20 protein-coding genes and 2 pseudogenes are annotated in these 23528 nt (G+C 50.8%); 2 read left to right on the top strand and 20 right to left on the bottom strand.

What is annotated here, in order from left to right:
• Positions 1-11 precede the first annotated feature (11 nt).
• From AACU94_RS07070 to AACU94_RS07060, 3 genes and pseudogenes are all read right to left on the bottom strand, one after another.
• Positions 12-1112: a NapC/NirT family cytochrome c gene (locus AACU94_RS07070; protein ID WP_135489170.1), complete on the bottom strand. Its 1101-nt coding sequence runs from the start codon at positions 1110-1112 to the stop codon at positions 12-14.
• Between the two features lie 387 nt (positions 1113-1499).
• Positions 1500-2245: pseudogene (gene cutC, locus AACU94_RS07065) on the bottom strand (copper homeostasis protein CutC).
• A 13-nt stretch (positions 2246-2258) separates the two neighbouring features.
• Positions 2259-2825, bottom strand: coding sequence for a VOC family protein (locus AACU94_RS07060; RefSeq protein WP_130218686.1), 567 nt, complete (start codon positions 2823-2825; stop codon positions 2259-2261).
• 215 nt (positions 2826-3040) lie between these two features.
• On the opposite strand from AACU94_RS07060, the gene argS reads away from it, so the two are divergent.
• Positions 3041-4774 (top strand): arginine--tRNA ligase, encoded by a 1734-nt coding sequence (gene argS, locus AACU94_RS07055; protein WP_130208507.1) that lies wholly within the window; start codon positions 3041-3043, stop codon positions 4772-4774.
• Positions 4775-4826: 52 nt separating this feature from the next.
• Here argS and flhE read toward each other — a convergent pair whose 3' ends face one another.
• From flhE to flhD, 14 genes and pseudogenes are all read right to left on the bottom strand, one after another.
• Positions 4827-5222, bottom strand: a complete 396-nt coding sequence (gene flhE, locus AACU94_RS07050) for a flagellar protein FlhE (protein ID WP_135489254.1) — start codon at positions 5220-5222, stop codon at positions 4827-4829.
• On the bottom strand, positions 5222-7300 hold the full coding sequence (gene flhA, locus AACU94_RS07045) for a flagellar biosynthesis protein FlhA (protein WP_135489169.1): 2079 nt from the start codon (positions 7298-7300) through the stop codon (positions 5222-5224). Before flhA ends, flhE begins: the two co-directional genes overlap by 1 nt.
• Positions 7293-8441, bottom strand: a complete 1149-nt coding sequence (flhB, locus tag AACU94_RS07040; RefSeq protein ID WP_135489168.1) for a flagellar biosynthesis protein FlhB — start codon at positions 8439-8441, stop codon at positions 7293-7295. Before flhB ends, flhA begins: the two co-directional genes overlap by 8 nt.
• Before the next feature lie 208 nt (positions 8442-8649).
• Positions 8650-9294: a protein phosphatase CheZ gene (gene cheZ / locus AACU94_RS07035; protein ID WP_064529292.1), complete on the bottom strand. Its 645-nt coding sequence runs from the start codon at positions 9292-9294 to the stop codon at positions 8650-8652.
• 10 nt (positions 9295-9304) lie between these two features.
• Positions 9305-9694 (bottom strand): chemotaxis response regulator CheY, encoded by a 390-nt coding sequence (cheY, locus tag AACU94_RS07030; RefSeq protein WP_000763855.1) that lies wholly within the window; start codon positions 9692-9694, stop codon positions 9305-9307.
• A gap of 14 nt (positions 9695-9708) precedes the next feature.
• Positions 9709-10758: a protein-glutamate methylesterase/protein glutamine deamidase gene (gene cheB / locus AACU94_RS07025; RefSeq protein ID WP_135489167.1), complete on the bottom strand. Its 1050-nt coding sequence runs from the start codon at positions 10756-10758 to the stop codon at positions 9709-9711.
• 2 nt (positions 10759-10760) lie between these two features.
• Complete coding sequence (gene cheR, locus AACU94_RS07020) at positions 10761-11621, bottom strand: protein-glutamate O-methyltransferase CheR (RefSeq protein ID WP_135489166.1); 861 nt, start codon at positions 11619-11621, stop codon at positions 10761-10763.
• Between the two features lie 161 nt (positions 11622-11782).
• Positions 11783-13444, bottom strand: coding sequence for a methyl-accepting chemotaxis protein II (gene tar, locus AACU94_RS07015; RefSeq protein WP_130257645.1), 1662 nt, complete (start codon positions 13442-13444; stop codon positions 11783-11785).
• A 145-nt stretch (positions 13445-13589) separates the two neighbouring features.
• Complete coding sequence (gene cheW, locus AACU94_RS07010; RefSeq protein ID WP_130218676.1) at positions 13590-14093, bottom strand: chemotaxis protein CheW; 504 nt, start codon at positions 14091-14093, stop codon at positions 13590-13592.
• 21 nt (positions 14094-14114) lie between these two features.
• Positions 14115-16078: pseudogene (gene cheA, locus AACU94_RS07005) on the bottom strand (chemotaxis protein CheA).
• Positions 16079-16082: 4 nt separating this feature from the next.
• A complete protein-coding gene (gene motB / locus AACU94_RS07000; protein WP_130208525.1) occupies positions 16083-17009 on the bottom strand; it encodes a flagellar motor protein MotB in 927 nt (308 codons plus the stop codon).
• Positions 17006-17893: a flagellar motor stator protein MotA gene (gene motA, locus AACU94_RS06995; RefSeq protein ID WP_130208527.1), complete on the bottom strand. Its 888-nt coding sequence runs from the start codon at positions 17891-17893 to the stop codon at positions 17006-17008. Before motA ends, motB begins: the two co-directional genes overlap by 4 nt.
• A gap of 125 nt (positions 17894-18018) precedes the next feature.
• Complete coding sequence (flhC, locus tag AACU94_RS06990; protein WP_064529301.1) at positions 18019-18597, bottom strand: flagellar transcriptional regulator FlhC; 579 nt, start codon at positions 18595-18597, stop codon at positions 18019-18021.
• A gap of 2 nt (positions 18598-18599) precedes the next feature.
• Positions 18600-18950 (bottom strand): flagellar transcriptional regulator FlhD, encoded by a 351-nt coding sequence (flhD, locus tag AACU94_RS06985; protein WP_130218670.1) that lies wholly within the window; start codon positions 18948-18950, stop codon positions 18600-18602.
• A 779-nt stretch (positions 18951-19729) separates the two neighbouring features.
• Here flhD and uspC point away from each other — a divergent pair.
• Positions 19730-20158, top strand: coding sequence for a universal stress protein UspC (uspC, locus tag AACU94_RS06980; RefSeq protein WP_135489165.1), 429 nt, complete (start codon positions 19730-19732; stop codon positions 20156-20158).
• Positions 20159-20164: 6 nt separating this feature from the next.
• Here uspC and otsA read toward each other — a convergent pair whose 3' ends face one another.
• The 3 genes from otsA to araH form a co-directional block, all read right to left on the bottom strand.
• Positions 20165-21589, bottom strand: a complete 1425-nt coding sequence (otsA, locus tag AACU94_RS06975; protein WP_130218668.1) for an alpha,alpha-trehalose-phosphate synthase — start codon at positions 21587-21589, stop codon at positions 20165-20167.
• Positions 21564-22367: a trehalose-phosphatase gene (gene otsB / locus AACU94_RS06970; RefSeq protein WP_135489164.1), complete on the bottom strand. Its 804-nt coding sequence runs from the start codon at positions 22365-22367 to the stop codon at positions 21564-21566. The genes otsA and otsB overlap by 26 nt, the downstream gene beginning before the upstream one ends.
• Positions 22368-22529: 162 nt before the next feature.
• Positions 22530-23516 (bottom strand): arabinose ABC transporter permease AraH, encoded by a 987-nt coding sequence (gene araH / locus AACU94_RS06965; RefSeq protein ID WP_130208537.1) that lies wholly within the window; start codon positions 23514-23516, stop codon positions 22530-22532.
• Positions 23517-23528 lie beyond the last annotated feature (12 nt).

Raw genomic sequence — 23528 nt, 5'->3', positions numbered from 1 at the left:
ATCTACGAGGATCACTGTTTTTCGGTAATATCTTTGGCGTTGTACTGGAAGTACCGCGTCAAAATGTCCAGTTCGTTTTCGCTCATGCTGGTTCGCGCCCCCATTCCTTTGGCGATAGAGGGCCAGGCATTGACGGTGTAATGGTCAGCGGCAATAGGCGCATGGCAGCCAGCACAATAGGTGTCATCGAGTTTTTCAGCGTATTGCCATAACGGTTTACGATCCGCTAATACGGGATCGATTAGCGCCCCTTGTAATGACGCCTGACGCCATTGATTACCGTATTCGTCAGCCTGCCATTCCCCGTTTACCGTTAGCGCCTTGATACCTTCATCACTTAATGTGGCTAGCGCCAGACGTTGACCTGCCGCCAGGTAGAGCGTGTTTTCACTGCCCTGCATTTGATAACCCTGCAAAAGAACGATCGGCTGTTTGCCACTGGCATCAACGACGGTGAGATCGGTACCAGGATTCACAGTGGCCAGTTCGCCTATGCGGGAAGGTTTGAAAGGATAAATATGTGCGCCATTGGTCACAGAAGTGGCAGCCTGACTTTCCAGTTCATGCGCCGCGTTGTCATCCATTTTTATTTCTGGCGGGAAATGGGCAATTCCTTTATGACAATCAATACACGTTTCACCGTCCTTTTGCGCTTTGGTATGCATTTTCTGCGCAGATTCACTTTGCGAGGCAATATCCATCGCATCCAAAGAATGGCAACTACGGCACGTTGCAGAATCCGATGCTTTTAATTCTTTCCATACTGTTTCGGCCATTTCCTGACGATGCGCTTCGAACTTATCGTCACTGTCTATTTTGCCGCTAACAAATTCATGATAAATATCTTTAGATGCTTTTAATTTAGCAAATAAATAATCCATCCCTGACTTTGGAATATGGCAATCGACACATTCCGCACGTATCCCTTTCTGGTTCGAAAAGTGGACAGTTCCCTGATATTCCTCAAAAGGTTTACTCATCGAGTGGCAGGAAAGGCAAAATGCTGTATCCGACGTTTTATGTAAGGCTTTTTGCGCCAGCAATAACCCGCCGCCACCAACCACAACCGCTATCAGCAGAAAAAATAACCCAATGCGTTTTTTCCCTCGCATAGATTCCTCTAATTAAATTCCAGGACACCGAAGTCATTATATAAATAAATATACAACGAATTGACTACTTGCTTAATTCGGCACAACACTGCCTGAAATAATCGATAAAGAATATGATTTATTACAATGTAATCATTAATTGCGAAAGAATAACCCAGTCGTTATTTATAATATATATTTGTCAGTTTTAGTAATTTAAATCGCATAATTAATGTGAATATATAAAACATTTTAAGCACCACGCTATGCGCACTGTCACCCGTTCTACACATCACAGCAATCGTTCGTTTTTTATACTAACAGGGAATAAAAAAAGGCCCCTGTTGAAATTGCAGGGGCCTGGTACGAGCAAGCATCATATTGGGCGACATGATGCAACGGTAAAAATCATTTGGCCTGATGGCGTTCAATGATTCCTTTCATTTCAGCAACCGCCGCCCCGTCTACGACATAACGCGAATACTCGTCCGCGTGTGCATCTGATGACATGGACAATCCTTGATTACGATAACGCATCGGTGAGGCTTGCCACGCTCCCGCGGAGCTATGGACTTCCAGCACTCCGGCATCGAGGAAGTGGTGCAGGTTTTCTGCACGGACTCCTGCTCCGGCCATGATGATTGGAGTATCACCATAGGCAATAAGTTCCATAATTTTTGATAAACCTTGCAGAGCGTCTGATTTTTGCCCGGAAGTCAGTACCCGGGCAATGCCCAATTGCGCAAGATTATTCAGTGTATTTAATGGGTTAGCACACATATCGAAGGCACGATGAAAAGTAACGGCCAACGGACCGGCAGCAGACATTATTTTTTCCATTCGTGGCATATCGACATTACCGTCAACATCGAGAACGCCCGTCACCAGTCCCGGAAAGCCTAATTCGCGGACAGTACGAACATCCTCAAGAATGGCGGCAAACTCGCCGTCGCTGTAGCAAAAATCACCACCGCGCGGGCGGATGATCGGATGCACGGGAATCGTTATCTGCTGACGCACGGATTTAAGCACGCCCAGCGACGGCGTTAAGCCCCTTCTTTCGGAGCCGCACACAATTCAATTCTGTCAGCGCCATTTTGCTGCGCCGTTAGTGCGCATTCCATGCTGTAACAGCAAATTTCCAGTAATGCCATTTTTGCTCCTTAATTACGCCGACTGCTCGCTGGCGACGATCTCTTCAATGGACCACGGATGAAATTTAATCGTCGTTTTGCCATCGGTGACCGCCAGCGTCGGATTCGGTAATCGCTCATGCTCACCTTTTGGCGAACTGGTTTTAACTGAGATCCCTGGCAGGCTGAGTCCTTCATCAGAAAGCAACGCCAGCGCACGGGCATTCAGCGTTTCTGGCTCGCCCGGTAGAACGATTTCAATATGTTCCCAACCTTCGTGCGGGTAACGTTTTTCCCCGGGCCACGGTAGCTCAACAATGGAAAACTGCCAGTGCGCAACCTGTACCGGCTCATGCAATTTAAACAGACAAATCGGCCTGCCATTGATCATATTTTCTGACAGGAGTTCACCGCACTGTTCAAACCCGCGACGCCAGCGTTCAGCAGTGGCGTTTTGATGGCAACGCAAAGAAATGTGATCGGCAGTCAGCGGAGTGATATCCAGCCCCAGACGGCGGGAAAGTTCATCTAATGCGTGGGTAAATCGCGGTAAATCCGATGCAATATCCTGCAACTCGTCGATAGATTGCCAGTTCGCCATAATCACTCTTCGTCTTTCAGTAAAAGCGTTAATTTACCCTGTTGCCCTTCCCCAACCAACCGCTGATTTCACGCCGCTTCTGATGCAATAGTGAAAACGGCAATACGCCGCGCGCACGTTGCTGACGAAAACAGCCATTTGCAGTATACTCCCGCCCTAATTTCTTTAACTGGTGCGGGCAATTTTTGCTCGCTTCATCAATGTAAGGTATTCCGGTGAATATTCAGGCTCTTCTCTCAGAAAAAGTCCGTCAGGCCATGATTGCGGCAGGCGCGCCTGCGGATTGCGAACCGCAGGTTCGTCAGTCAGCAAAAGTTCAGTTCGGCGACTATCAGGCTAACGGCATGATGGCAGTTGCTAAAAAACTGGGTATGGCACCGCGACAATTAGCAGAGCAGGTGCTGACTCATCTGGATCTTAACGGTATCGCCAGCAAAGTTGAGATCGCCGGTCCAGGCTTTATCAACATTTTCCTTGATCCGGCATTCCTGGCTGAACATGTTCAGCAGGCGCTGGCGTCAGATCGTCTCGGTGTTGCTACGCCAGAAAAACAGACCATTGTGGTTGACTACTCCGCACCGAACGTGGCGAAAGAGATGCACGTCGGTCATCTGCGCTCTACCATTATTGGTGACGCGGCAGTGCGTACTCTGGAGTTCCTCGGTCACAAAGTGATTCGCGCGAACCACGTCGGCGACTGGGGTACTCAGTTCGGTATGCTGATTGCGTGGCTGGAAAAACAGCAGCAGGAAAACGCCGGTGAAATGGAACTGGCTGACCTTGAAGGTTTCTACCGCGATGCGAAAAAGCATTACGATGAAGATGAAGAGTTCGCCGAGCGCGCACGTAACTACGTGGTAAAACTGCAAAGCGGTGACGAATACTTCCGCGAGATGTGGCGCAAACTGGTCGACATCACCATGACGCAGAACCAGATCACCTACGATCGTCTGAACGTGACGCTGACCCGTGATGACGTGATGGGCGAAAGCCTCTACAACCCGATGCTGCCGGGTATCGTAGCGGACCTGAAAGCCAAAGGTCTGGCAGTAGAAAGCGAAGGCGCAACCGTCGTATTCCTTGATGAGTTCAAAAACAAGGAAGGCGAACCGATGGGCGTGATCATTCAGAAGAAAGATGGCGGCTATCTTTACACCACTACTGATATCGCCTGTGCGAAATATCGTTATGAAACACTGCATGCCGATCGCGTGCTGTATTACATCGACTCCCGTCAGCATCAACACCTGATGCAGGCATGGGCGATCGTCCGCAAAGCAGGCTACGTGCCGGAATCCGTACCGCTGGAACACCACATGTTCGGCATGATGCTGGGCAAAGACGGCAAACCGTTCAAAACCCGCGCGGGCGGTACGGTGAAACTGGCCGATCTGCTGGATGAAGCCCTGGAGCGTGCACGTCGTCTGGTGGCAGAAAAGAACCCGGATATGCCAGCTGACGAGCTGGAAAAACTGGCCAATGCGGTGGGTATCGGCGCGGTGAAATACGCGGATCTCTCTAAAAACCGCACTACCGACTACATCTTCGACTGGGACAACATGCTGGCGTTTGAGGGTAATACCGCGCCATACATGCAGTATGCTTACACGCGTGTTTTGTCTGTGTTCCGTAAAGCAGAAATTAACGAAGAGCAACTGGCTTCAGCTCCGGTAATCATCCGTGAAGATCGTGAAGCGCAACTGGCTGCTCGTCTGCTGCAGTTTGAAGAAACCCTCACCGTGGTTGCCCGTGAAGGCACGCCGCACGTGATGTGTGCTTACCTGTACGATCTGGCTGGTCTGTTCTCTGGCTTCTACGAGCACTGCCCGATCCTCAGCGCAGAAAACGAAGAAGTGCGTAACAGCCGTCTGAAACTGGCACAACTGACGGCGAAGACGCTGAAGCTGGGTCTGGATACGCTGGGTATTGAGACTGTAGAGCGTATGTAATCGCGTTATGTGTCAAAGGCCGATGTCGCAGTTACGGACATCGGCTTTTTTATCACCGCCGATAATTCACAATCACTTCATTACGTTGTACTTTCAGCGGCGGAATTAACCGCCCACCGCCAGGCACGTCCCAGATAAATCGCAACGGTTCTGCCGCCGGTATACCGGAAAAGGCCACGGTGGTTCCGCTCTGCCCCTCTAATTCGACACAACGAGATTGTGAGCATAAACGTACCCGCAGTCCCGCGGGGGTCGGACCGATAAGCTGATAACGCCACGCCACCAGCATCATCAATCCTGAAACGGGTTGTCGCGAAGAAAGGGGCGCAGAAGACATCGACTCACCGCGATGATTTAGCGTAATTCCGACACTACTTGCCTGCCACATCCCCTCCCCGGCGGCTTGCGCCAGCAGCGGAAACAATAATATTGCTAATAAGGTTCTCATCATTTACCGCCAATTGTCGCCGTCATGCGGATATGTCGGTTATCAGATAGTTCAAGATTCGACAGCACCACTAACTGCGGCAAGCTGCGGCGCAGGAAGCGAGACAATAATGGTCGCAGCGCGTGGTTCACCAACAAAACTGGCGGCGCACCCAACATCTCCTGACGGGATAGCGCTTCCTGAGTTTGCGCCAGTAAACGATCCGCCAGCCCCGGCTCCAGTCCGCCCCCGCCCTGCAACGCCTGTAGTAACAAACGTTCCAGCGGTGTATCGAGGCCAATAACATGGACTTCATCTTTGCCAGGAAACCACTGCTGGGTAATCGCCCGTCCCAACGCCACGCGCACGACGGCGGTTAATTCATGTGGATCGCTTTGGATGGGCGCATGCTCCGCCAGCGTTTCGAGAATGGTGCGCATATCGCGAATCGGCACTTTTTCATCGAGCAGATTTTGCAGCACTTTATGTAGCGTGGTGAGCGTGACGACGCCAGGAACGAGATCTTCCGTCAGCTTTGGCATCTCCTGGGCGACGCGATCCAGCAGTTGTTGCGCCTCCTGGCGACCAAACAACTCTGCGGCATGCTGGCTAATGAGATGGTTAAGATGCGTTGCCACCACTGTGCTGGCCTCAACCACGGTGTACCCCTGAATCTGCGCCTGTTCTTTTAGCGCACTTTCGATCCAGATAGCGTTCAGACCAAAAGCCGGATCGACGGTCGCTTCACCAGGTAACGTCCCGGCAGCGGTACCAGGGTTAATTGCCAGCCAGCGCCCCGGATAAGCATCGCCACTGCCAATCTCTACGCCTTTCATCAAAATACGATAACGTGCCGGTTGCAAATCCATATTGTCGCGAATGTGCACCACCGGCGGCAGGAAGCCCATTTCCTGAGCAAATTTCTTACGAATACTACGAATACGGCCCAGCAACTCGCCATCTTGTTGGAAATCAACCATCGGGATCAGTCGATAGCCCACTTCCATTCCCAAAGAATCTTCCAGTTGCACATCGTTCCACGTCGCTTCGACAACGGTATTATTCTCTGCCATTTTTACCGGTTTGGGTTCGGCAGGCGCTTTTTGTTCGCGTCCGCGAATCCACCAGGCCAGCCCGAGCAATCCGGCAGTGAACAGCAAAAATACCAGGTTCGGCATTCCAGGCACCAGGCCGAGTAAACCGAGCACGGCGGCGCTTAACAACATAACGCTTGGGTTACTGAAAAGCTGACTCACCATCTGCTCGCCAACATCCTGATCGGTGCTGACACGCGTAACGATGACCCCGGCGGCGGTAGAAATCACCAGCGCCGGGATTTGTGCCACCAGACCGTCGCCAATGGTCAATAGCGTATAACTTTCCGCCGCGTGTCCCATGCTCATGCCATGTTGCAGCACACCGACCAGCAATCCGCCGACAACGTTAATGACCATGATGAGGATCCCGGCGATGGCATCGCCGCGAACAAACTTACTTGCCCCGTCCATTGAGCCGTAAAAGTCGGCTTCCTGAGTCACTTCGGAGCGGCGTTTTTTCGCCTCATCTTCACCAATCAATCCGGCGTTCAGGTCAGCGTCAATCGCCATCTGCTTACCCGGCATACCATCGAGAACAAAGCGCGCGCCCACTTCCGCGATACGCCCGGCACCTTTGGTGATAACCATAAAGTTGATGATCACGAGAATGACGAACACCACGATACCGATAGCGAAATTGCCACCAACGAGGAAGTGACCGAACGCTTCGACCACCTTCCCTGCCGCCGCCGCGCCGGTATGGCCTTCCATCAAAATGATACGGGTTGAAGCTACGTTAAGAGCCAGACGCAACAGCGTGGTGAACAGCAGGATTGTCGGAAAGGCGGCAAACTCGAGCGTACGCTGGGTAAACATCGCCACCAGCAAGACCATAATCGACAACGCGATATTAAAGGTAAACAGCAGGTCGAGAATGAATGCAGGCAATGGCAGCACCATCATCGACAAAATCAGCAAGATCAAAATCGGTCCGGCAAGGATCTGCCATTGTGTCGATTTCAGATTTGCAGGCAGGCGCAGCATCGCGGCCAGATTACTCATGGGTCGGTTTCTCGTTAATAAAATCCAGGGCTTCCGGCACCGGAAGATGAGTTGGTTGTACAGGGCGCTGTCCACCAGCCAGACGCCAACGTTTCAGTTGCCAGACCCAGGCCAGCACTTCCGCCACAGCGGCATAGAGTTGACCAGGTATTTGTTGACCGATTTCAGCATGTCGATACAGCGCACGCGCCAGCGGAGGCGCTTCGAGGGTCGGGACGTTATTTTCAGCGGCTATTTCACGAATGCGTAATGCCACCAGCCCCGCGCCCTTGGCAACGACCTTTGGCGCACTCATTTTGTTTTCGTCGTACTGCAAAGCCACTGAGTAGTGAGTTGGGTTATTGACGATAACGTCCGCTTTCGGCACATCGGCCATCATCCGCCGCCGCGCCGCAGCTCGCTGCATCTGACGGATTCGCCCTTTGACATGAGGGTCGCCTTCGCTTTGTTTGAACTCATCACGAATATCCTGCCGTGACATACGCAGCTTTTTCAGGTGGCTGAAGATTTGGAAAAAGACGTCAAATCCCACCATCGGAATAACGCCAAGCACCACCAACAACGCGCACAGCCCTACCAGATCCATCGCATTACCCATAGCGGTAATCGGAGACTCGGCCATTAAGCGCATCATCTGCGGCCAGTGGTGCCAGAGATAAAACCCCGTCACACTGCCGACCAGGATGGATTTCAGTATCGCTTTCAGCAACTCCGCGCCAGTCTGTGCCGAGAACATCCGTTTAATGCCCGGTAGCGGGTTGAGTTTGGAAAACTTCGGCTGCAAGGATTTGCCGCTAAATACCAGCCCACCCAGCATCACCGGAGAAATGAGCGCCACCAGCACCACGCCGCTAATCAGCGGCAGCAGCGCCAGCATGGCTTCTCTGATCAGCAGAATAATCTGCCCGAGGATCAGATTCGGGTCATTGATGATGCTGTGATCAAAATACAATCCTGCGGAGAGCATGCCCGACAATCGACGAGCCAGCGACACACCGCCAAACCAGATAACACACACGCCCACTAACAAAATCAGCAGCGACGTTAATTCACGGGAACGCGGGATTTGCCCCTCTTCCCGCGCTTTTTCAAGTCGGTGAGGTGTGGGGGCTTCTGTTTTGTCGTCGCTCTCGTCAGACACGTCGCCAATCCTGGAAAGAGTAATAAGCGTGAATGATGCCAGAGCGCAAAGCGTTCAATGGTTTGAGTAAGGGGTAAAAAAGGCGGGATTTAGGGCTTTTACCACAGCACATCAGGCATGGTGACATGTTTGTCGGGTACGGCGTAAACGCCTTATCCAACCTTGAAGATCTGATGTGACGCGGCCGCGTCACATCAGGCAATACAAATCAGAATCCAAGGCTATCCAACAAATCGTCGACCTGGTCCTGACTGGCTACCACACCGGCTTTGCTGGTATCAACCTGCGGTCCATTCAGCAAACTCTGGCTTTCACGTTTCGGACGTGCATCCTGCTCTGGGATATTTTCCAGTAGCACCATTAGCAACTGGCGTTCAATCTCCTGAATGACATCCATCATTCGTTTAATGACCTGCCCGGTGAGGTCCTGAAAATCCTGCGCCATCATGATTTCCAGCAACTGCGCATTGGTAAAACCGGTATGCGTCGGCACATCCGCCAGAAATTGCCGTGTATCGGTCACCAGTTCGCGAGCGTCGGCAAGGTCAATGGGATCGGCAAACCAGTCATCCCAGCGTTGGGTTAACGCTTTTGCTGATTTCTCCATGTGATCCTGATGCGGTTGTGAGGCCTCAACACTATTCAGCGCCCGCTCCGCAGCCTGGGCAGTCATCTGCACAACGTAGTACAAACGATCGCGGGCATCGGGGATGGCTTCCGCCGCTTCTGCAATGGCCTGGTCCAGCCCCAGCTCCCGCAGACTGTCGCGCAGCATACGCGTCAGGCTGCCGATGCGCGCAATGATATCGCCAGCAGAATTTTCATCAGCAGGTTTAATTGATGGTTGCATCATAGTCGCATCCTCACATGCCCAGTTTCTCAAAGATTTTGTTGAGTTTTTCCTCCAGCGTCGCGGCGGTAAATGGCTTAACCACGTAGCCACTGGCCCCCGCTTGTGCTGCGGCAATAATGTTTTCTTTCTTCGCTTCTGCAGTCACCATTAACACCGGCAAGGCTGACATCGCGCCATCAGCACGAATCGTTTTCAGCAATTCAAGGCCGTCCATGTTTGGCATATTCCAGTCGGAGATAACAAAACCATATCCTCCCGCCTGCAACTTATTGAGAGCATCGGCGCCATCCTCCGCTTCCTCAACATTATTAAATCCAAGCTCTTTCAGCAGGTTACGCACGATGCGTCGCATGGTGGAAAAGTCATCCACAACCAAAAATTTAAGCTCTTTATCCGCCATCTCACACTCCTGATTTAAATACGTATCGCCTGTCCGGCACTGATTTTTGCCAGCATTTGCTGGCTTACCTGGCTAAGATCGACCACTTCGCAGACGCCCCCCATATTGATGGCCTCGCGCGGCATGCCGAACACCACGCTGCTTGCTTCATTTTGCGCAAGAGTCCATGCCCCCGCCTGACGCATTGCTAACATTCCCGTCGCGCCGTCGTTGCCCATGCCCGTCAGGATCACCCCAACCGCATTACGCCCCGCCTGTTTGGCCACAGAATGGAACAACACATCTACCGATGGCCGATGGCGATTAACCGCCGGACCATCGTGAATTTTGATTTGATAATTCGCGCCGCTACGCGCCAGTTCCATATGCCGATCGCCCGGGGCGATATAGGCATGCCCCGGCAAGACGCGTTCTCCGTCCTCGGCTTCTTTCACGCCGATTTGGCACAGCTTATTAAGTCTGTCGGCAAAAGAGCGGGTAAAACCGGGCGGCATATGCTGGGTAATTAACAGTGCCGGGCTGGAAAGCGGCAGCGGTTGCAATACGTGACGAATCGCCTCAGTTCCCCCCGTTGAGGCGCCAATCGCAATCAGCTTTTCTGAACTCAAGAGCGGTCCGGCCTTCAGCGTTGTCGGTGCCGATAACGGTTTATGCGCAGTAAGGCTCGCCCTTGCTGCCGTACGCACCTTTTCGGCAATCATTTCGCTATACGCCAGCATTCCTTCGCGGATCCCCAGTTGCGGTTTGGTGACAAAATCTATCGCCCCCAACTCCAGAGCACGCAGCGTGACTTCGGAACCTTTGCCAGTCAGAGAAGAAACCATCACTACTGGCATCGGTCGCAAACGCATTAATTTTTCGAGGAAATCCAGTCCGTCCATACGCGGCATTTCGACGTCCAGCGTCAGCACATCAGGGTTGAATTTCTTAATCAAATCACGCGCGACCAGCGGATCGGGAGCCGTCGCTACCATTTCCATGTCACTATGACTATTGATGATTTCTGTCATTATCTGGCGCATCAGTGCCGAGTCATCGACCGACAACACCCTGATTTTGCTCATCGTTAATCCTTACTTAGTGCATACACCGTCTGTCCACGCAATGTGAAGCTGCGCTCAAGGTGGCTAAAGTTTTCAGAGTGACCCGCAAACAATATTCCGTCGGGCTTAAGCAGCGGTACAAAGCGGCGCAAAATCTCCTGCTGGGTCGTTTGATCGAAGTAGATCATGACGTTACGACAGAAGATCGCATCGAACGGCCCCGGCGCAGCGTACTGTTTCGCCAGCAAATTCAGCGGGGAAAAATCGATGTAGTTCGCCAGTGCCTGACGCACACGCACCAGCCCTTGATGCGGCCCCGTGCCGCGCATGAAGTAGCGCTGGAGTTGTTGCGGTGTCAGGTTTTTCAGCTCTTCATGGCGATAAATGCCGCTTCTGGCTTTCTCCAGCACTTCGGTGTCGATATCGCTGGCGAACACTTTCCAGCGTCCGGGCGCGGTGCCCAGCGTGTCCGCCAGCGTCATCGCAATGCTGTACGGTTCTTCACCTGTCGATGCCGCCGCACTCCATACGCGATATTCACCAGAGGCGTGGCGGGCGTGCTCCGCGAGCAATGGGAAATGATGCCCCTCGCGGAAAAATGCCGTCAGGTTTGTGGTCAGCGAATTAATAAACGCCTGCCACTCGCCGCTGTGCTGATTAGATTCCAGTAAATTCAGATAATGGCCGAAGTCTGCAAGCCCCAGCGAGCGCAAACGGCGCACCAGGCGGTTGTAAACCATGTCGCGTTTGTGGTCCGCCAGGACTATCCCCGCACGTTGATAGATCAATTGACTTATCCGCCGAAAATGCGCGTCGGAAAGCGCCAGGCGCTCGGTCATCTGTAACAATAAAGACGTTTGCCCACAGGGCAGAGATGATGTCATAGCGCCTTCTCAGTCACTTCAGGATACCCCTGGCGCAGCCTATAACTGCGCCAATTGTGTTGTATAACGACCTATAAATAACGCCACCAAAAACGATAAGCGCGAGGTTCTGTTGCATCATCAGCCTCATCTGGTGGCGATGGTGCTTGAGTAAAAAACAATCAAAATGTTTCCCAGTTTGGATCTTGTTCAGTAATACGCAATCGCGGCTGTGCGGGTGGTTGTTCAGTACCAGGGCGGGATTGTGATTGTGGTTTATTCGTTTGCGAGCGGGCAGTCAGACGGAACGCGGAAACCGCTTGCGTTAAACGACTGGCCTGTTCTTCCAGCGCAGCTGCGGCGGAAGCTGATTCCTGCACCAGCGATGCGTTCTGTTGCGTGACGCGATCCATTTCCGACACTGCCAACGCCACTTGATCGATACCGCGACTCTGTTCATCCGATGCCGAGGCAATCTCGCCCATAATGTCGGTAACACGGGTGACGGCATTGACAATATTAGTCATGGTTTCCCCGGCACTTTCTACCAGCACCGAACCGGTATCAACGCGGGAGGCGGAATCTTCAATCAGCGCTTTGATCTCTTTTGCCGCCTGGGCGCTGCGACTGGCGAGATTACGCACTTCGCCCGCCACCACGGCAAAACCACGCCCCTGTTCCCCTGCTCGGGCGGCTTCAACAGCCGCGTTCAGTGCCAGGATATTGGTCTGGAAAGCAATGCCATCAATAACGCTAATAATGTCGGCAATTTTCTGCGAACTGTCGGCAATTTCGTGCATGGTTTTCACCACACCGTCCACGACTTTGCCACCATGCTGAGCAGTATCGGAGGCACTTTGCGCCAGTTGCGAGGCTTGACGGGCGTTATCGGCGTTCTGTTTCACTGTTGCTGTGAGCTGTTCCATGCTGGCGGCCGTTTCTTCCAGCGCCGATGCCTGCTGTTCAGTACGGGAGGAAAGATCGGTATTCCCCGCAGCAATCTCACGAGTACCAGCATAGATAGCGTCTGAACCTTCTCGCACATGGTTGACCGTGTCAGTCAGAGAACCTTGCATATGTGAAATGCTCTGTGCCAGGTCGCCCATTTCACTGCGCCCGGCAATGCTGAGGGTATTCGCCAGATTGCCACCAGCAATTTCTCGGATGTGAGAAATGATCTTCGCTAACGGGTTAAGTAGCATGCGGCGGATGCCGTACCACGCCACCAGCAGAATCAATACTACCACCAGCACGATAACCGCCAGTTGCCACTGGGCAAATCGGTAATCATCCGCGTTGTCAGTGACGATATCTTGATACCGTTTTTCACTACTGAGGGCGTACTGGGCAAAGGCTTCGCCCATCGCATTTTGCATTCCCTGGGTTGGCTGAGCGAAATAGGCTCCAGTATTGCCATAATCAAGATAATCAATCAGTTCTGTTAATGCTGTGTGATAGTTTTTATATTTTTCGTCGATATTACGACTGGTAGCGACCATTTCAGGTAACGGTGCCATGCTTTTGAATTTTTTATAATGGATTGCAGCCTGGGCCAATGTTTTCCTGGCGCTATCAAGTAATTCAACTTTGGCGTTACTTTGTTGATTGGATGAATCCATCATCATCCGCACCGCTGAACGACTCAGATTAATGCGCGTTTGCAGCATTAAATCCCAGGTTGAGGTCAACTCGCTCTGTTGTTCCCGTAATTGATTGGAAACCACAAAACTTTTCTGGCTATGGTGAAGAGAAGAAAAAAACAGACTTCCGGAAATAAGCTGTAACAGTGCGAATACCCCCAGCACCATTACCAACAGCGTGACTACGCGGATACGGTTAATCATAAGGCACCTTCCTGAAAACAAGTTGATTCCGTTATCGGCAGGAAGGAGGGAAACTTTATTTCTGATGCCAGTCATGGCGAAATTAAAATGAAAAACCCGATCCGCAGGGTATCGGGCTCATTTCATTTGAGTACAGCGGGATAAATTATGCGACTTCTGATGCCGTGCTATCCAACAGCGCCATCTCTTCGCTATTCAGCAGTTTTTCGATATTAACCAGAATTAGCATGCGATCGCCCAGCGCGCCCAGGCCGGTGAGGTATTCTGTGGAAAGCGTCACAGCAAATTCCGGTGCCGGGCGAATTTGTTCCGTCGTCAACGAAAGAACATCTGAAACGCCATCTACCACAATGCCGACCACCCGCTGCCCAAGATTCAGAACGATAACCACCGTGTTATCGTTGTACTCCACATCTACCTGGCTGAACTTAATACGCAAATCGATAATTGGCACAATCACGCCGCGCAGATTAGTGACGCCTTTGATAAACGCGGGTGTATTGGCAATCCGCGTAACCTGATCGTAGCCACGGATCTCCTGCACTTTCAGAATATCGATGCCGTACTCTTCGTCACCGAGGGTAAATACCAGAAACTCCTGGCCTGACGGTTCGCTGGCCAGCTTTGTTACATTTGTCATACCGGTCATATTTATTCCCTTTTTACTCAATCAGGCGGCGGTATTCGCCATACGTTGTTCGCGGTTTATCGCCTGCAAGGCGGAAACATCAACAATCAGTGCCACGCTGCCGTCGCCAAGAATGGTTGCAGCAGAAATGCCAGGGACTTTGCGATAGTTACTTTCAAGGTTTTTAACAACCACCTGATGTTGACCAATTAACTGATCCACCAGCAAGGCGTAGCGGCGACCGCCACTTTGCAGAATGACAACAATCCCCTCTGTAGCATCGGTTTTCGCGCCTGCGACGTTGAATACTTTCCACAGTTCGACGATGGGCAGATATTCACCACGCACTTCCAGTACTCGCTCGCCGCCTGCCAGTGGATGGAGATCGGCTTCACGAGGTTGTAGTGATTCCATGACGGCGTTCAGCGGCAGAATGAAAACTTCGTCAGCAACGCGTACCGACATGCCATCGAGGATCGCCAGCGTTAGTGGCAGTAAAATGCGGATTGTGGTACCAACGCCCTGCTTCGACTGGATTTCAACGTGGCCACCCATCTCCTGGATATTACGTTTAACAACATCCATGCCGACGCCGCGCCCGGAAACATCGGTGACCTGCTCCGCCGTGGAAAACCAGGGGCGAATATCAACATCGCCACTTCGTCGTCAGTCATGTTGTCGCTAACGCTCAGACCTTGCGAGACAGCTTTTGCCAGAATCCGCTCTCGATTAAGCCCCGCGCCATCGTCGGTCACTTCGATGCAGATGTTGCCCCCCTGGTGTTCAGCAGACAGGGTTAAATTTCCAACGCTATCTTTACCCGCAGCGAGTCGTTTTTCTGGCAGTTCAATACCGTGGTCGAGGCTATTGCGTACCAGGTGGGTCAGAGGATCGATAATGCGTTCTATCAGACTCTTGTCGAGTTCGGTGGAACTGCCCACCAGCGTCAGCTCCACCTGTTTGCCAAGTTTACCCGCCAGGTCGCGCACCAGCCGGGGATAGCGGCTAAAGACATATTCCATCGGCATCATGCGAATCGACATCACTGATTCCTGCAAATCGCGGGCGTTACGTTGTAACTGCCCCATGCTGGTAATCAAATCCCCATGATTCACCGGGTCCAGTTCACTGGAGCGCTGGGCCAGCATCGACTGAGTAATCACCAGTTCGCCAACGAGGTTAATCAGCTGATCAACCTTCTCAACCGCCACGCGGATACTGGTAGATTCGCTACCGCGCGTCGGTTTCTCCCGTTCCACACGTCCTGCTGGCGCTTGTTCGGCTGCCAGTTTAAGTACCGGTGGCGGGGATATTTTGGGCGCGGATTCTACTGTTTCAAAGGCAATCTGATCGGCCTCAATCACAAAACAGAGCACAGCTTTAATATCATCTTCCGCGATGTCGCCCAGTAATATTGCCGAAAGAGAATCAGCGGCTTTCACCACATCAGTCAACGTTGTCAAATGACCCAGCTCTTCTTCCAGTAGATCGACTTCTCCCGCTTTCAGACGCGAAAGTAGAATTCGTCGCGGCGACTCACTGTTACCCTGTTCATCTTGCGGTTCACTTTTGGCAACCACACTTAACCGGGCCATAGCGGGTGTCGATTCGCCTTTCGATTCAATTGCCAGTTGACGCAAGGCCTGGCAGATATAGTCAAAACTGGCGGCATCCGGCTCTTGCGACTGTTTATAAGCGTCGAGCTGTTCCTGCATGATGTCCTTCGTTTCCAAAAACAGATTGATAATGTCGGTGTTAAGCAGCATTTCACCGCGTCTGGCTTCGTCGAGCAGGTTTTCCATCAGATGCGTGGTTTCCTGCAATACGCTAAAGCCAAAGGTTCCCGCCCCTCCTTTGATGGAGTGGGCCGCACGAAAGATGGCATTCAATTGTTCGGCATCTGGCGCTTCTGGCTGTAAATTCAGCAGATGCTGCTCCATATCGGCCAACAGTTCGTCCGCTTCATCAAAAAATGTCTGATAAAAATCGCTTATATCCATGCTCACGCTGTCACCTCGGTTCGGCTGATGGCATTGTGGAAACACTGACCTGCGGTGTTACCCCAGGTTTTTCCAGGACGCTTACTGGCTCATTCTGGCTTTCGGCGTTTTCATGCAAAATGGCCTGTTCGGCTTGTTTATTCAGCACCAACAGACTGATTCGACGATTAACGGCATCATCCGGGCCGCGATCGCTTAAGCGCATGGTCGCCGCCATGCCGACAACACGTAAAATTTTGCCATCAGCCAGACTTCCCACCATTAGCTCACGGCGCGACGCATTAGCGCGTTCAGTGGAAAGCTCCCAGTTGCTGTAACCTTTCTCACCATTGGCGTAAGGGAAATCATCGGTATGGCCTGAAAGGCTGATACGGTTAGGAATACCGTTCAGCACCGGCGCAATGGCGCGCAGAATGTCGCGCATATAGGGCTCGACATCAGCACTGCCGGTTTTAAACATCGGGCGATTCTGGCTATCAATTATCTGGATACGTAAACCTTCCTGGACCAGATCGATTTTGAGATGTGGACGCATCGCCCGTAGTTTCGGGTCTGATTCAATAAGCTGGTCGAGATCGCCACGCAATTTCCGCAGCCGACTTTGCTCCATGCGTTTTTTAAGTTCTTCAATGTTCGGCTGCTTATTCACTTCCCCCTGGCTTTGGGTGAAATCATCACCGCCGCCGGGAATTGGGCTTTCGCTATTAGAAATTCGATCGCCGCCCGTTACCGCTGTCGCCAGCGGCGTACGGAAGTATTCCGCAATCTGAATCAGCTCTTTTGGGCTAGAGATGGAGATAAGCCACATCACCAGAAAAAAAGCCATCATCGCGGTCATAAAGTCAGCATAAGCAATCTTCCACGAACCATGTGCTGCGCCGTGGGATTTCGCTTTGCGTCGTTTGACGACAATAATCGGGTGCGCTTGATTCTTCATGCTTCCTCGGTTGTCGTCTGCTGCTGCGGATTTTTCACCGCGCGCACATGCTCTTCCAGTTCAACAAACGACGGACGTTCACTGGAATAGAGCGTTTTGCGACCAAATTCAACGGCGATAGGCGGCGCGTAACCGTTCAGATTAGAAAGCAGTGTGACTTTGACGCACTGCATCATTTTGCTGGTTTCGGCGCTTTTCTGGCGCAAAACACTCGCCAACGGGGAAATAAATCCGTAAGCCAATAAGATACCGAGGAAAGTCCCCACCATCGCATGTGCGATGAGCGCACCCAACTCGGCGGCAGGACGATCGGCTGATCCTAGTGCGTGCACCACCCCCATTACAGCCGCAACAATACCAAACGCAGGAAGAGAGTCTCCGACCAACGCCAGGCTGTTCGCCGGGACTTCCGCTTCGTTTTCGTGCGTTTCTATCTCTTCGTCCATCAGGGCTTCAATTTCGAAGGTATTCATGTGGCCGCTGATAATCAGGCGCAGATAATCGACGATAAAATCCAGCATAACGGCATCCGCGAGGATGCGCGGATAACTGGCGAAGATCTCGCTCTCTCGTGGATTTTCAATATCGCGTTCCAGTGAGAACATGCCCATTTGCCGCGATTTCGCCATCAGGCGGTAAAGCAGCGCCAGCAAATCCATATACATTGCTTTGGTATATTTAGAGCGACGAAACAATAATGGCAGCGCCTTCAGCGTACCTTTGATTGCTTTGCCATTATTACCGACGATAAACGACCCAATGCCTGCACCGGCAATAATCACCAGTTCAGCGGGTTGATAGAGTGCTCCAAGGCTTCCACCGGTCATCAAATAACCGCCGAAAACTGTACCGAGAACAACCAGGTAACCTAATAAGATAAGCACGACATCATCCTTTCACTGTTGACCATGACAGGATGTTCAGTCGGCAGACGTTACCTTACGGCTGGAGAAAAATAAGCAGCGGCAATTAATTACCGCTGCTGGAGTGTTTCGCCACACCGTATGGGTTAAACAGCCTGTATTCTCTGTTCATCCAGCAGTTGAGGGATAATATCGGCAGGGTTCTGAGAAAGTTTACGTCTTTTTACGGCGCGCGATGGCGGTTGACATAAGCTGCAGGCAAAACTGCCGACAGGTTGATGAGCATGGGTGATAAAATTACCGCCGCAGCAGTTGCAGCTGGAAAGTTGTAGTAAATCACTTTCGACAAATCGCACCAGAGTCCAGGCGCGGGTTAGCGCCAGCAGTGGTCCGTTTTCGGCTTGTGGGCACTGTTCAAGGTATAAACGATAGGCTTTGATTACCGCATCAACGCCATTACATAACCCGGTTTTCAGTAAAAACTGCCATGCATTACAGAACATCGACGCATGGACATTTTGTTCCCAGGTCATAAACCAGTCGGTGGAAAACGGCAACATACCTTTCGGCGGCGGGCTTCCGCGCAGCTCTTTATAGAGTTTGATCAGGCGTCCGCGACTTAATTGTGTTTCGCTTTCCAGCATCTGCAAACGAGCACCGAGGGTTATCAACTCCATGGCGAGTTGAATATCACGGGCTTCCTGAACAATGCTTTTTTCACTCATGATCAGGCCCTTTTCTTACGTTGTACTTCTTCGGGCTGATTAACATCATTCAACAAACGCGTGGAGAGCATAATACCGGTATGAATTTGCTGGAGATCGTCAACACGGGAATCCTGCGTCAGTTGGTTAACAGTCTGGTGGCTGTCAAAGCGGAATTGACAAATCAGTTGATTGGTTTCGGCCAGTTTAACCATTTGTGGAAGAGTCAGCGTCGCCAGCGTTGTTGCCATTTCTTCATTAATACCGAGACGAAACATGGCGGACGCTTTGTCCTGAACGATCAGACGCTGTGCAAGAAGTAAATATGACAAATTGATGTCATAAATATGTTTCAGCAACTCGGAGGTATGCATTATTCCCACCCAGAAGAACTAACTTTATTTTTTATGCGGTATCACCGCACCCCGTGATGTCGCCGGGAAATCCCGGTAAAAAGTAAATAAAAATGGAATAGTAGCGATCAACGAAAAAACACACAGACATCATAAGAGGTGAAACACGTCTTACACAGAGTGATGCTTTTTACACTTATCTAAGATTTTTCCTAATTCGACGCAACTGTACTCGTCACCACTCATACATACAACGGAGCGGAGCTGCGATTTTCGACAATGTGTGACACAGATCACACAAAACACTCAATTACTTAACATTAATGTATAAGTCATACTTTTGTTTTGCGTATATTTCATTCTGTTAAAAAGTTTTTCAGCTTATCTGTCAGCAAAAATGATGAGAAGGGATAAAATTGAGATGTTGCGCACTGTTAATATAAATCACCGTGAATAACCATATCCCGGATATGGGATAAATATCGTTGATCTCTGTAAATCATTAAAAAACAGTCAATTAAATAATACGCTTCCATTTAAGAAAAATTAAGGCTGCCAACAACACCAATGTTAACAAGATGTTTTATTAAAATTAACCATTTGTTTAATGAGAGAAATAAATTTATCCACTTCCTCATCATCCCCCGCATGACTACACAGTAACACTACGCAATTGATTAAATATATTTATTAATGACCATGCTAATATTTGCGTTTTTGACCAAGTTGTTATTGCATCTATAGCTCATTCAGGGTAAAGCTGTGATCTCACCTGAAGTTCATAGAATAAGGAGCAGGTTATGAGTTACGCCAATATTCTTGTTGCCGTTGCTGTCTCACCAGAAAGCCAGCAACTGTTAGCAAAAGCGGTATCTATCGCCCGTCCCGTGAATGGGCGTATCAGTTTAATCACCCTCGCGTCCGATCCAGAAATGTACAATCAATTAGCCGCGCCGATGCTTGAGGATTTACGCAGTGTGATGCATGAAGAAACACAAAACTTTCTGGACAAATTAATTCAGGATGCTGGATATCCCGTTGAAGAAAAGTTTATAGCTTACGGAGAGTTGAGCGAACATATTCTGGCGGTATGCCGTAAACATAAATTCGATTTGGTGATTTGTGGTAATCATAATCACAGTTTCTTTTCGCGAGCATCCTGCTCTGCGAAAAGTATGATTGCTTCAAGTGAGGTTGATGTGCTGTTGGTTCCGCTTAAGGGAGATTAAGCGCAATTACGCCAGCTTTGGAAAGGTCGCAACTTTATCGCGCTGCTGGCTTTCCGCGCTGCGCGGAACTATCAGCTTTAGGTCGCTAATAAAGCACTCCTGCCAGTGGTTAATATCGTTTTTCACGATAATTTCCAACATTTCTGCATGACGGGAAATACGTTCTGCCAGCGACATAGTCAATGCCCGATTCAACGCCGCCGCGACTTCATCACGATCGTATGGGTTAACGATTAACGCTGACGTCAGTTCATTCGCCGCCCCCGCAAATTGTGAAAGTACCAGTACACCGGGATTGGCAGGATCCTGGGCGGCGACATATTCTTTCGCCACCAGATTCATCCCGTCACGCAGCGGCGTCACTAATCCGACATCGGAATAGCGGAAGATTTTCATCAGTAATTTACGGTCGAAATGCTGGTTCAGATAATAAAGCGGTGTCCAGCCTAATTGCCCATATTTTCCGTTAATTCTCCCGGCTTCATTTTCCAGCTGATGACGAATATCCTGATACGCCTGCACATCACCACGCGAGGTTGGCGCTATCTGGGTATAACGTATTTTGCCATGATGCTGCGGATATTTTTCCAGCAAGGCTTCATAGGCAAGAAAACGCTCAGGCAGACCTTTGGAATAATCCAGTCGTTCGACAGAAAAGATATTTTGTACGCTTTTCAGCTCCGCTTTTAATTGCGCCAGTTTGGCCGGCAGCGGTCCGGCAGCCTGTTTGGCTATTTCATCCGGTTCAATACCAATAGGGTAAACTTCGGTGCGAAATGCCTTGCCCCAGGCCGTATGATTGCGCGAACTTCGCGTCGTGACGCGCGTCAGGTTGGAAAGGCAATCCAGAAACGCCAGGCGATCGTTTTCTGTCTGAAACCCCAGCAAATCATAATCACAAAGCTGTTCAAGCAACGTGTTATAAGTCGGCAGCGCGTTGAAAATTTCCGGCGTCGGGAAAGGAATATGCAGGAAGAAACCAATACGATTATTCACGCCACGTTTACGGAGTTCATGCGCAAATGGCAACAGGTGATAATCGTGGATCCAAATAATGTCATCGTCTTCCAGCAACGGCAGTAATTTATCTGCCAGCAATGCATTCACGCGTAAATAACCTTCCCAGGCGGAACGCTGAAATTGCACCAGATCGAGTCGATAATGAAATGCGGGCCAGAGAACAGCATTGGAGAATTGGTTGTAGTATTCGTCGAGATCCTTTTCACTGAGGTTAAAAGAGGCCCAGGTGATATTTCCTTTTTTCACCTTTTTTAGCGGCTGATCCTCATTCCCTGTTTCGCCACTCCAGCCAAACCACAGTCCACCTGCGGCTTTCAGCGCCCCCAGTATACCGACAGCAAGACCACCGGCACTGGCGGCGTGCTCGTCTGGTGGTGCAATCCGGTTAGATACTACGACTAAACGGCTCATAGTCATCACTCCTGTTATTGTCTCTTTTTAGTTGTTGTAATGCGTTGGTTATCATTTCAAGCCAGCGCCAGACATCCGGCACGCCCGCCAGCCGCCATGATGCCTGAGTTGCGCCTGTGCCAATTTTCACTGACATTCCGCCCAGCCTGTTAACGACCGAGAAACCAGACTCATCGGTTAAGTCATCGCCTAAAAAAACAGGCTTGCGGCCAATAAAGGGAACTTCCTGCATAAATGCGGCAATCGCGTCCCCTTTGCTGGTACCTCTCGGTTTTATCTCAACGACACACTTTCCCTGTTGTAACGCCATTTGCGGCCAAATCTGGGTAATGCGTTGCGCTAATGTCAACAAGGCGCCCTCATGCTGCGGTGCCTGACGATAATGCAGCGCAAACGCCATCCCTTTAGCCTCAACCTCTACACCGGGAAGCCTGGCGATAGCCGTATGCAGTTGAACGCTAATATCCCGGGCAATCGCTTCCGGCAAATGAACAATATGCGTTTTACCATTGATGTCACGGCGCTCCGCCCCATGCACACCCGCTAACGGGAAGCGATAAGGTTTCGCCAGTGCGTCAAGCTCTACCATTGAGCGCCCTGATATCAATGCCAATGCACCATCACTTGCGGTTGCCAGCAGCTGGAGTCCTTGCAGAATATTTTCAGGTACGACGACCTGATCGGGATGCGGTTTGATTTCCGCCAGCGTTCCATCGAGATCAAAAAACCAGGCATAATTCGCGGATAGTTCAGGGGGTTCGGTTAACGGTTCTGTCACCCGGTACTCCTCCTTATCTTTTTATTGTTCGCGCAGAACGCGCTTTACAGACATGTAAGTATAGACAGTGTGACGAGGCTCGCCATTGGCAAAAAGAACAGCCAACCGTTGTGGCGGTTGGCTGTGGAGGATTTTTGAACTAAATAATGGTCGGATAAAGCATTAAACAGTGCGTTTCGCTTTTTGCTTATAACGGTCGAAGATCACCGCAGCCAGCAGGATTAAGCCACGGACAACATACTGTGCAAACGGAGAAATATTAAGCAGGTTCATGGCGTTTTCCACGGTGCCTAAAATTAAGATACCCGCCACTACATATGAGATTTTTCCGATGCCGCCTTTCAGAGAAACGCCACCTAAAACGCAGGCAGAGATAACAATCAGCTCATAACCAATAGACGTCATTGGCTGGCCGCTGGTCATACGAGAAGCCAGAATGATCCCGGCAATCGCCGATACCAGACCAGAGAGAACGAAGATAATAATTTTGGTACGGACCACCGGTACACCCGCGAGACGTGCCGCCTCTTCGTTACCGCCAATTGCCAATGTATTACGACCAAAAGTGGTTTTGTTCAGCAGCAAACCAAAGACGACCAGGCAAGCCACAGTGAGCCAGATTGGCGCAGGCAGGCCGAACCAGTTGGCATAACCGAGTGCAAAGAAGCTTTCATCTTCGATGCCCACCGCTTTACCGTCAGAGATAATATACGCCAGACCACGGACAATCTGCATCGTCGCCAGCGTGGTAATCAGGGCGTTGATTTTCAATTTAGCGATAACAAAGCCATTCACCAGGCCGCACAGAACGCCCAGCAGTAAACCTGCCGCCACGCCAATCCACAAACTTTCGGTCAGGTTAATAACCACCGCAGTGGTTACGCCTGCGCAGGCAATCACCGAGGCGACAGAAAGGTCAAAGTCACCTGAAGCCAGGCAAAACAACATACCGCAAGCCACCATCCCCGACATGGAGATTGCCAGTCCCAGCCCTTTCATATTAATAAAGGTGGCAAAGTTCGGCACGAAGATGGCACAGGCGATAAAAAGCACTGCGAACACCACCAGCATACCGTACTGATCCCAGATACGCCCGAGGCTGAATGACGACTTAGGTGCGCCAGAACCCGATGTAGAAACAGAAGACATCTTATTCTCCTT

The organism is Escherichia sp. E4702, from assembly GCF_963883545.1.
Lineage (GTDB): Bacteria > Pseudomonadota > Gammaproteobacteria > Enterobacterales > Enterobacteriaceae > Escherichia.
The sequence above is the reverse complement of the archived record's forward strand: the minus strand, read 5'-3'. Positions and strand labels throughout refer to the sequence as shown.

Excerpts from the sequence above, each read along its gene's own strand:
- cheR (WP_135489166.1), bottom strand. The coding sequence starts at position 11,621 with ATGACATCATCTCTGCCCTGTGGGCAAACGTCTTTATTGTTACAGATG.
- araH (WP_130208537.1), bottom strand. The coding sequence starts at position 23,516 with ATGTCTTCTGTTTCTACATCGGGTTCTGGCGCACCTAAGTCGTCATTC.
- otsA (WP_130218668.1), bottom strand. The coding sequence starts at position 21,589 with ATGAGCCGTTTAGTCGTAGTATCTAACCGGATTGCACCACCAGACGAG.
- cheW (WP_130218676.1), bottom strand. The coding sequence starts at position 14,093 with ATGACCGGTATGACAAATGTAACAAAGCTGGCCAGCGAACCGTCAGGC.
- cheB (WP_135489167.1), bottom strand. The coding sequence starts at position 10,758 with ATGAGCAAAATCAGGGTGTTGTCGGTCGATGACTCGGCACTGATGCGC.
- AACU94_RS07070 (WP_135489170.1), bottom strand. The coding sequence starts at position 1,112 with ATGCGAGGGAAAAAACGCATTGGGTTATTTTTTCTGCTGATAGCGGTT.
- flhA (WP_135489169.1), bottom strand. The coding sequence starts at position 7,300 with ATGAGTAATCTGGCCGCGATGCTGCGCCTGCCTGCAAATCTGAAATCG.
- cheZ (WP_064529292.1), bottom strand. The coding sequence starts at position 9,294 with ATGATGCAACCATCAATTAAACCTGCTGATGAAAATTCTGCTGGCGAT.
- uspC (WP_135489165.1), top strand. The coding sequence starts at position 19,730 with ATGAGTTACGCCAATATTCTTGTTGCCGTTGCTGTCTCACCAGAAAGC.
- motB (WP_130208525.1), bottom strand. The coding sequence starts at position 17,009 with ATGAAGAATCAAGCGCACCCGATTATTGTCGTCAAACGACGCAAAGCG.
- cheY (WP_000763855.1), bottom strand. The coding sequence starts at position 9,694 with ATGGCGGATAAAGAGCTTAAATTTTTGGTTGTGGATGACTTTTCCACC.
- flhC (WP_064529301.1), bottom strand. The coding sequence starts at position 18,597 with ATGAGTGAAAAAAGCATTGTTCAGGAAGCCCGTGATATTCAACTCGCC.
- tar (WP_130257645.1), bottom strand. The coding sequence starts at position 13,444 with ATGATTAACCGTATCCGCGTAGTCACGCTGTTGGTAATGGTGCTGGGG.
- AACU94_RS07060 (WP_130218686.1), bottom strand. The coding sequence starts at position 2,825 with ATGGCGAACTGGCAATCTATCGACGAGTTGCAGGATATTGCATCGGAT.
- flhE (WP_135489254.1), bottom strand. The coding sequence starts at position 5,222 with ATGAGAACCTTATTAGCAATATTATTGTTTCCGCTGCTGGCGCAAGCC.
- flhD (WP_130218670.1), bottom strand. The coding sequence starts at position 18,950 with ATGCATACCTCCGAGTTGCTGAAACATATTTATGACATCAATTTGTCA.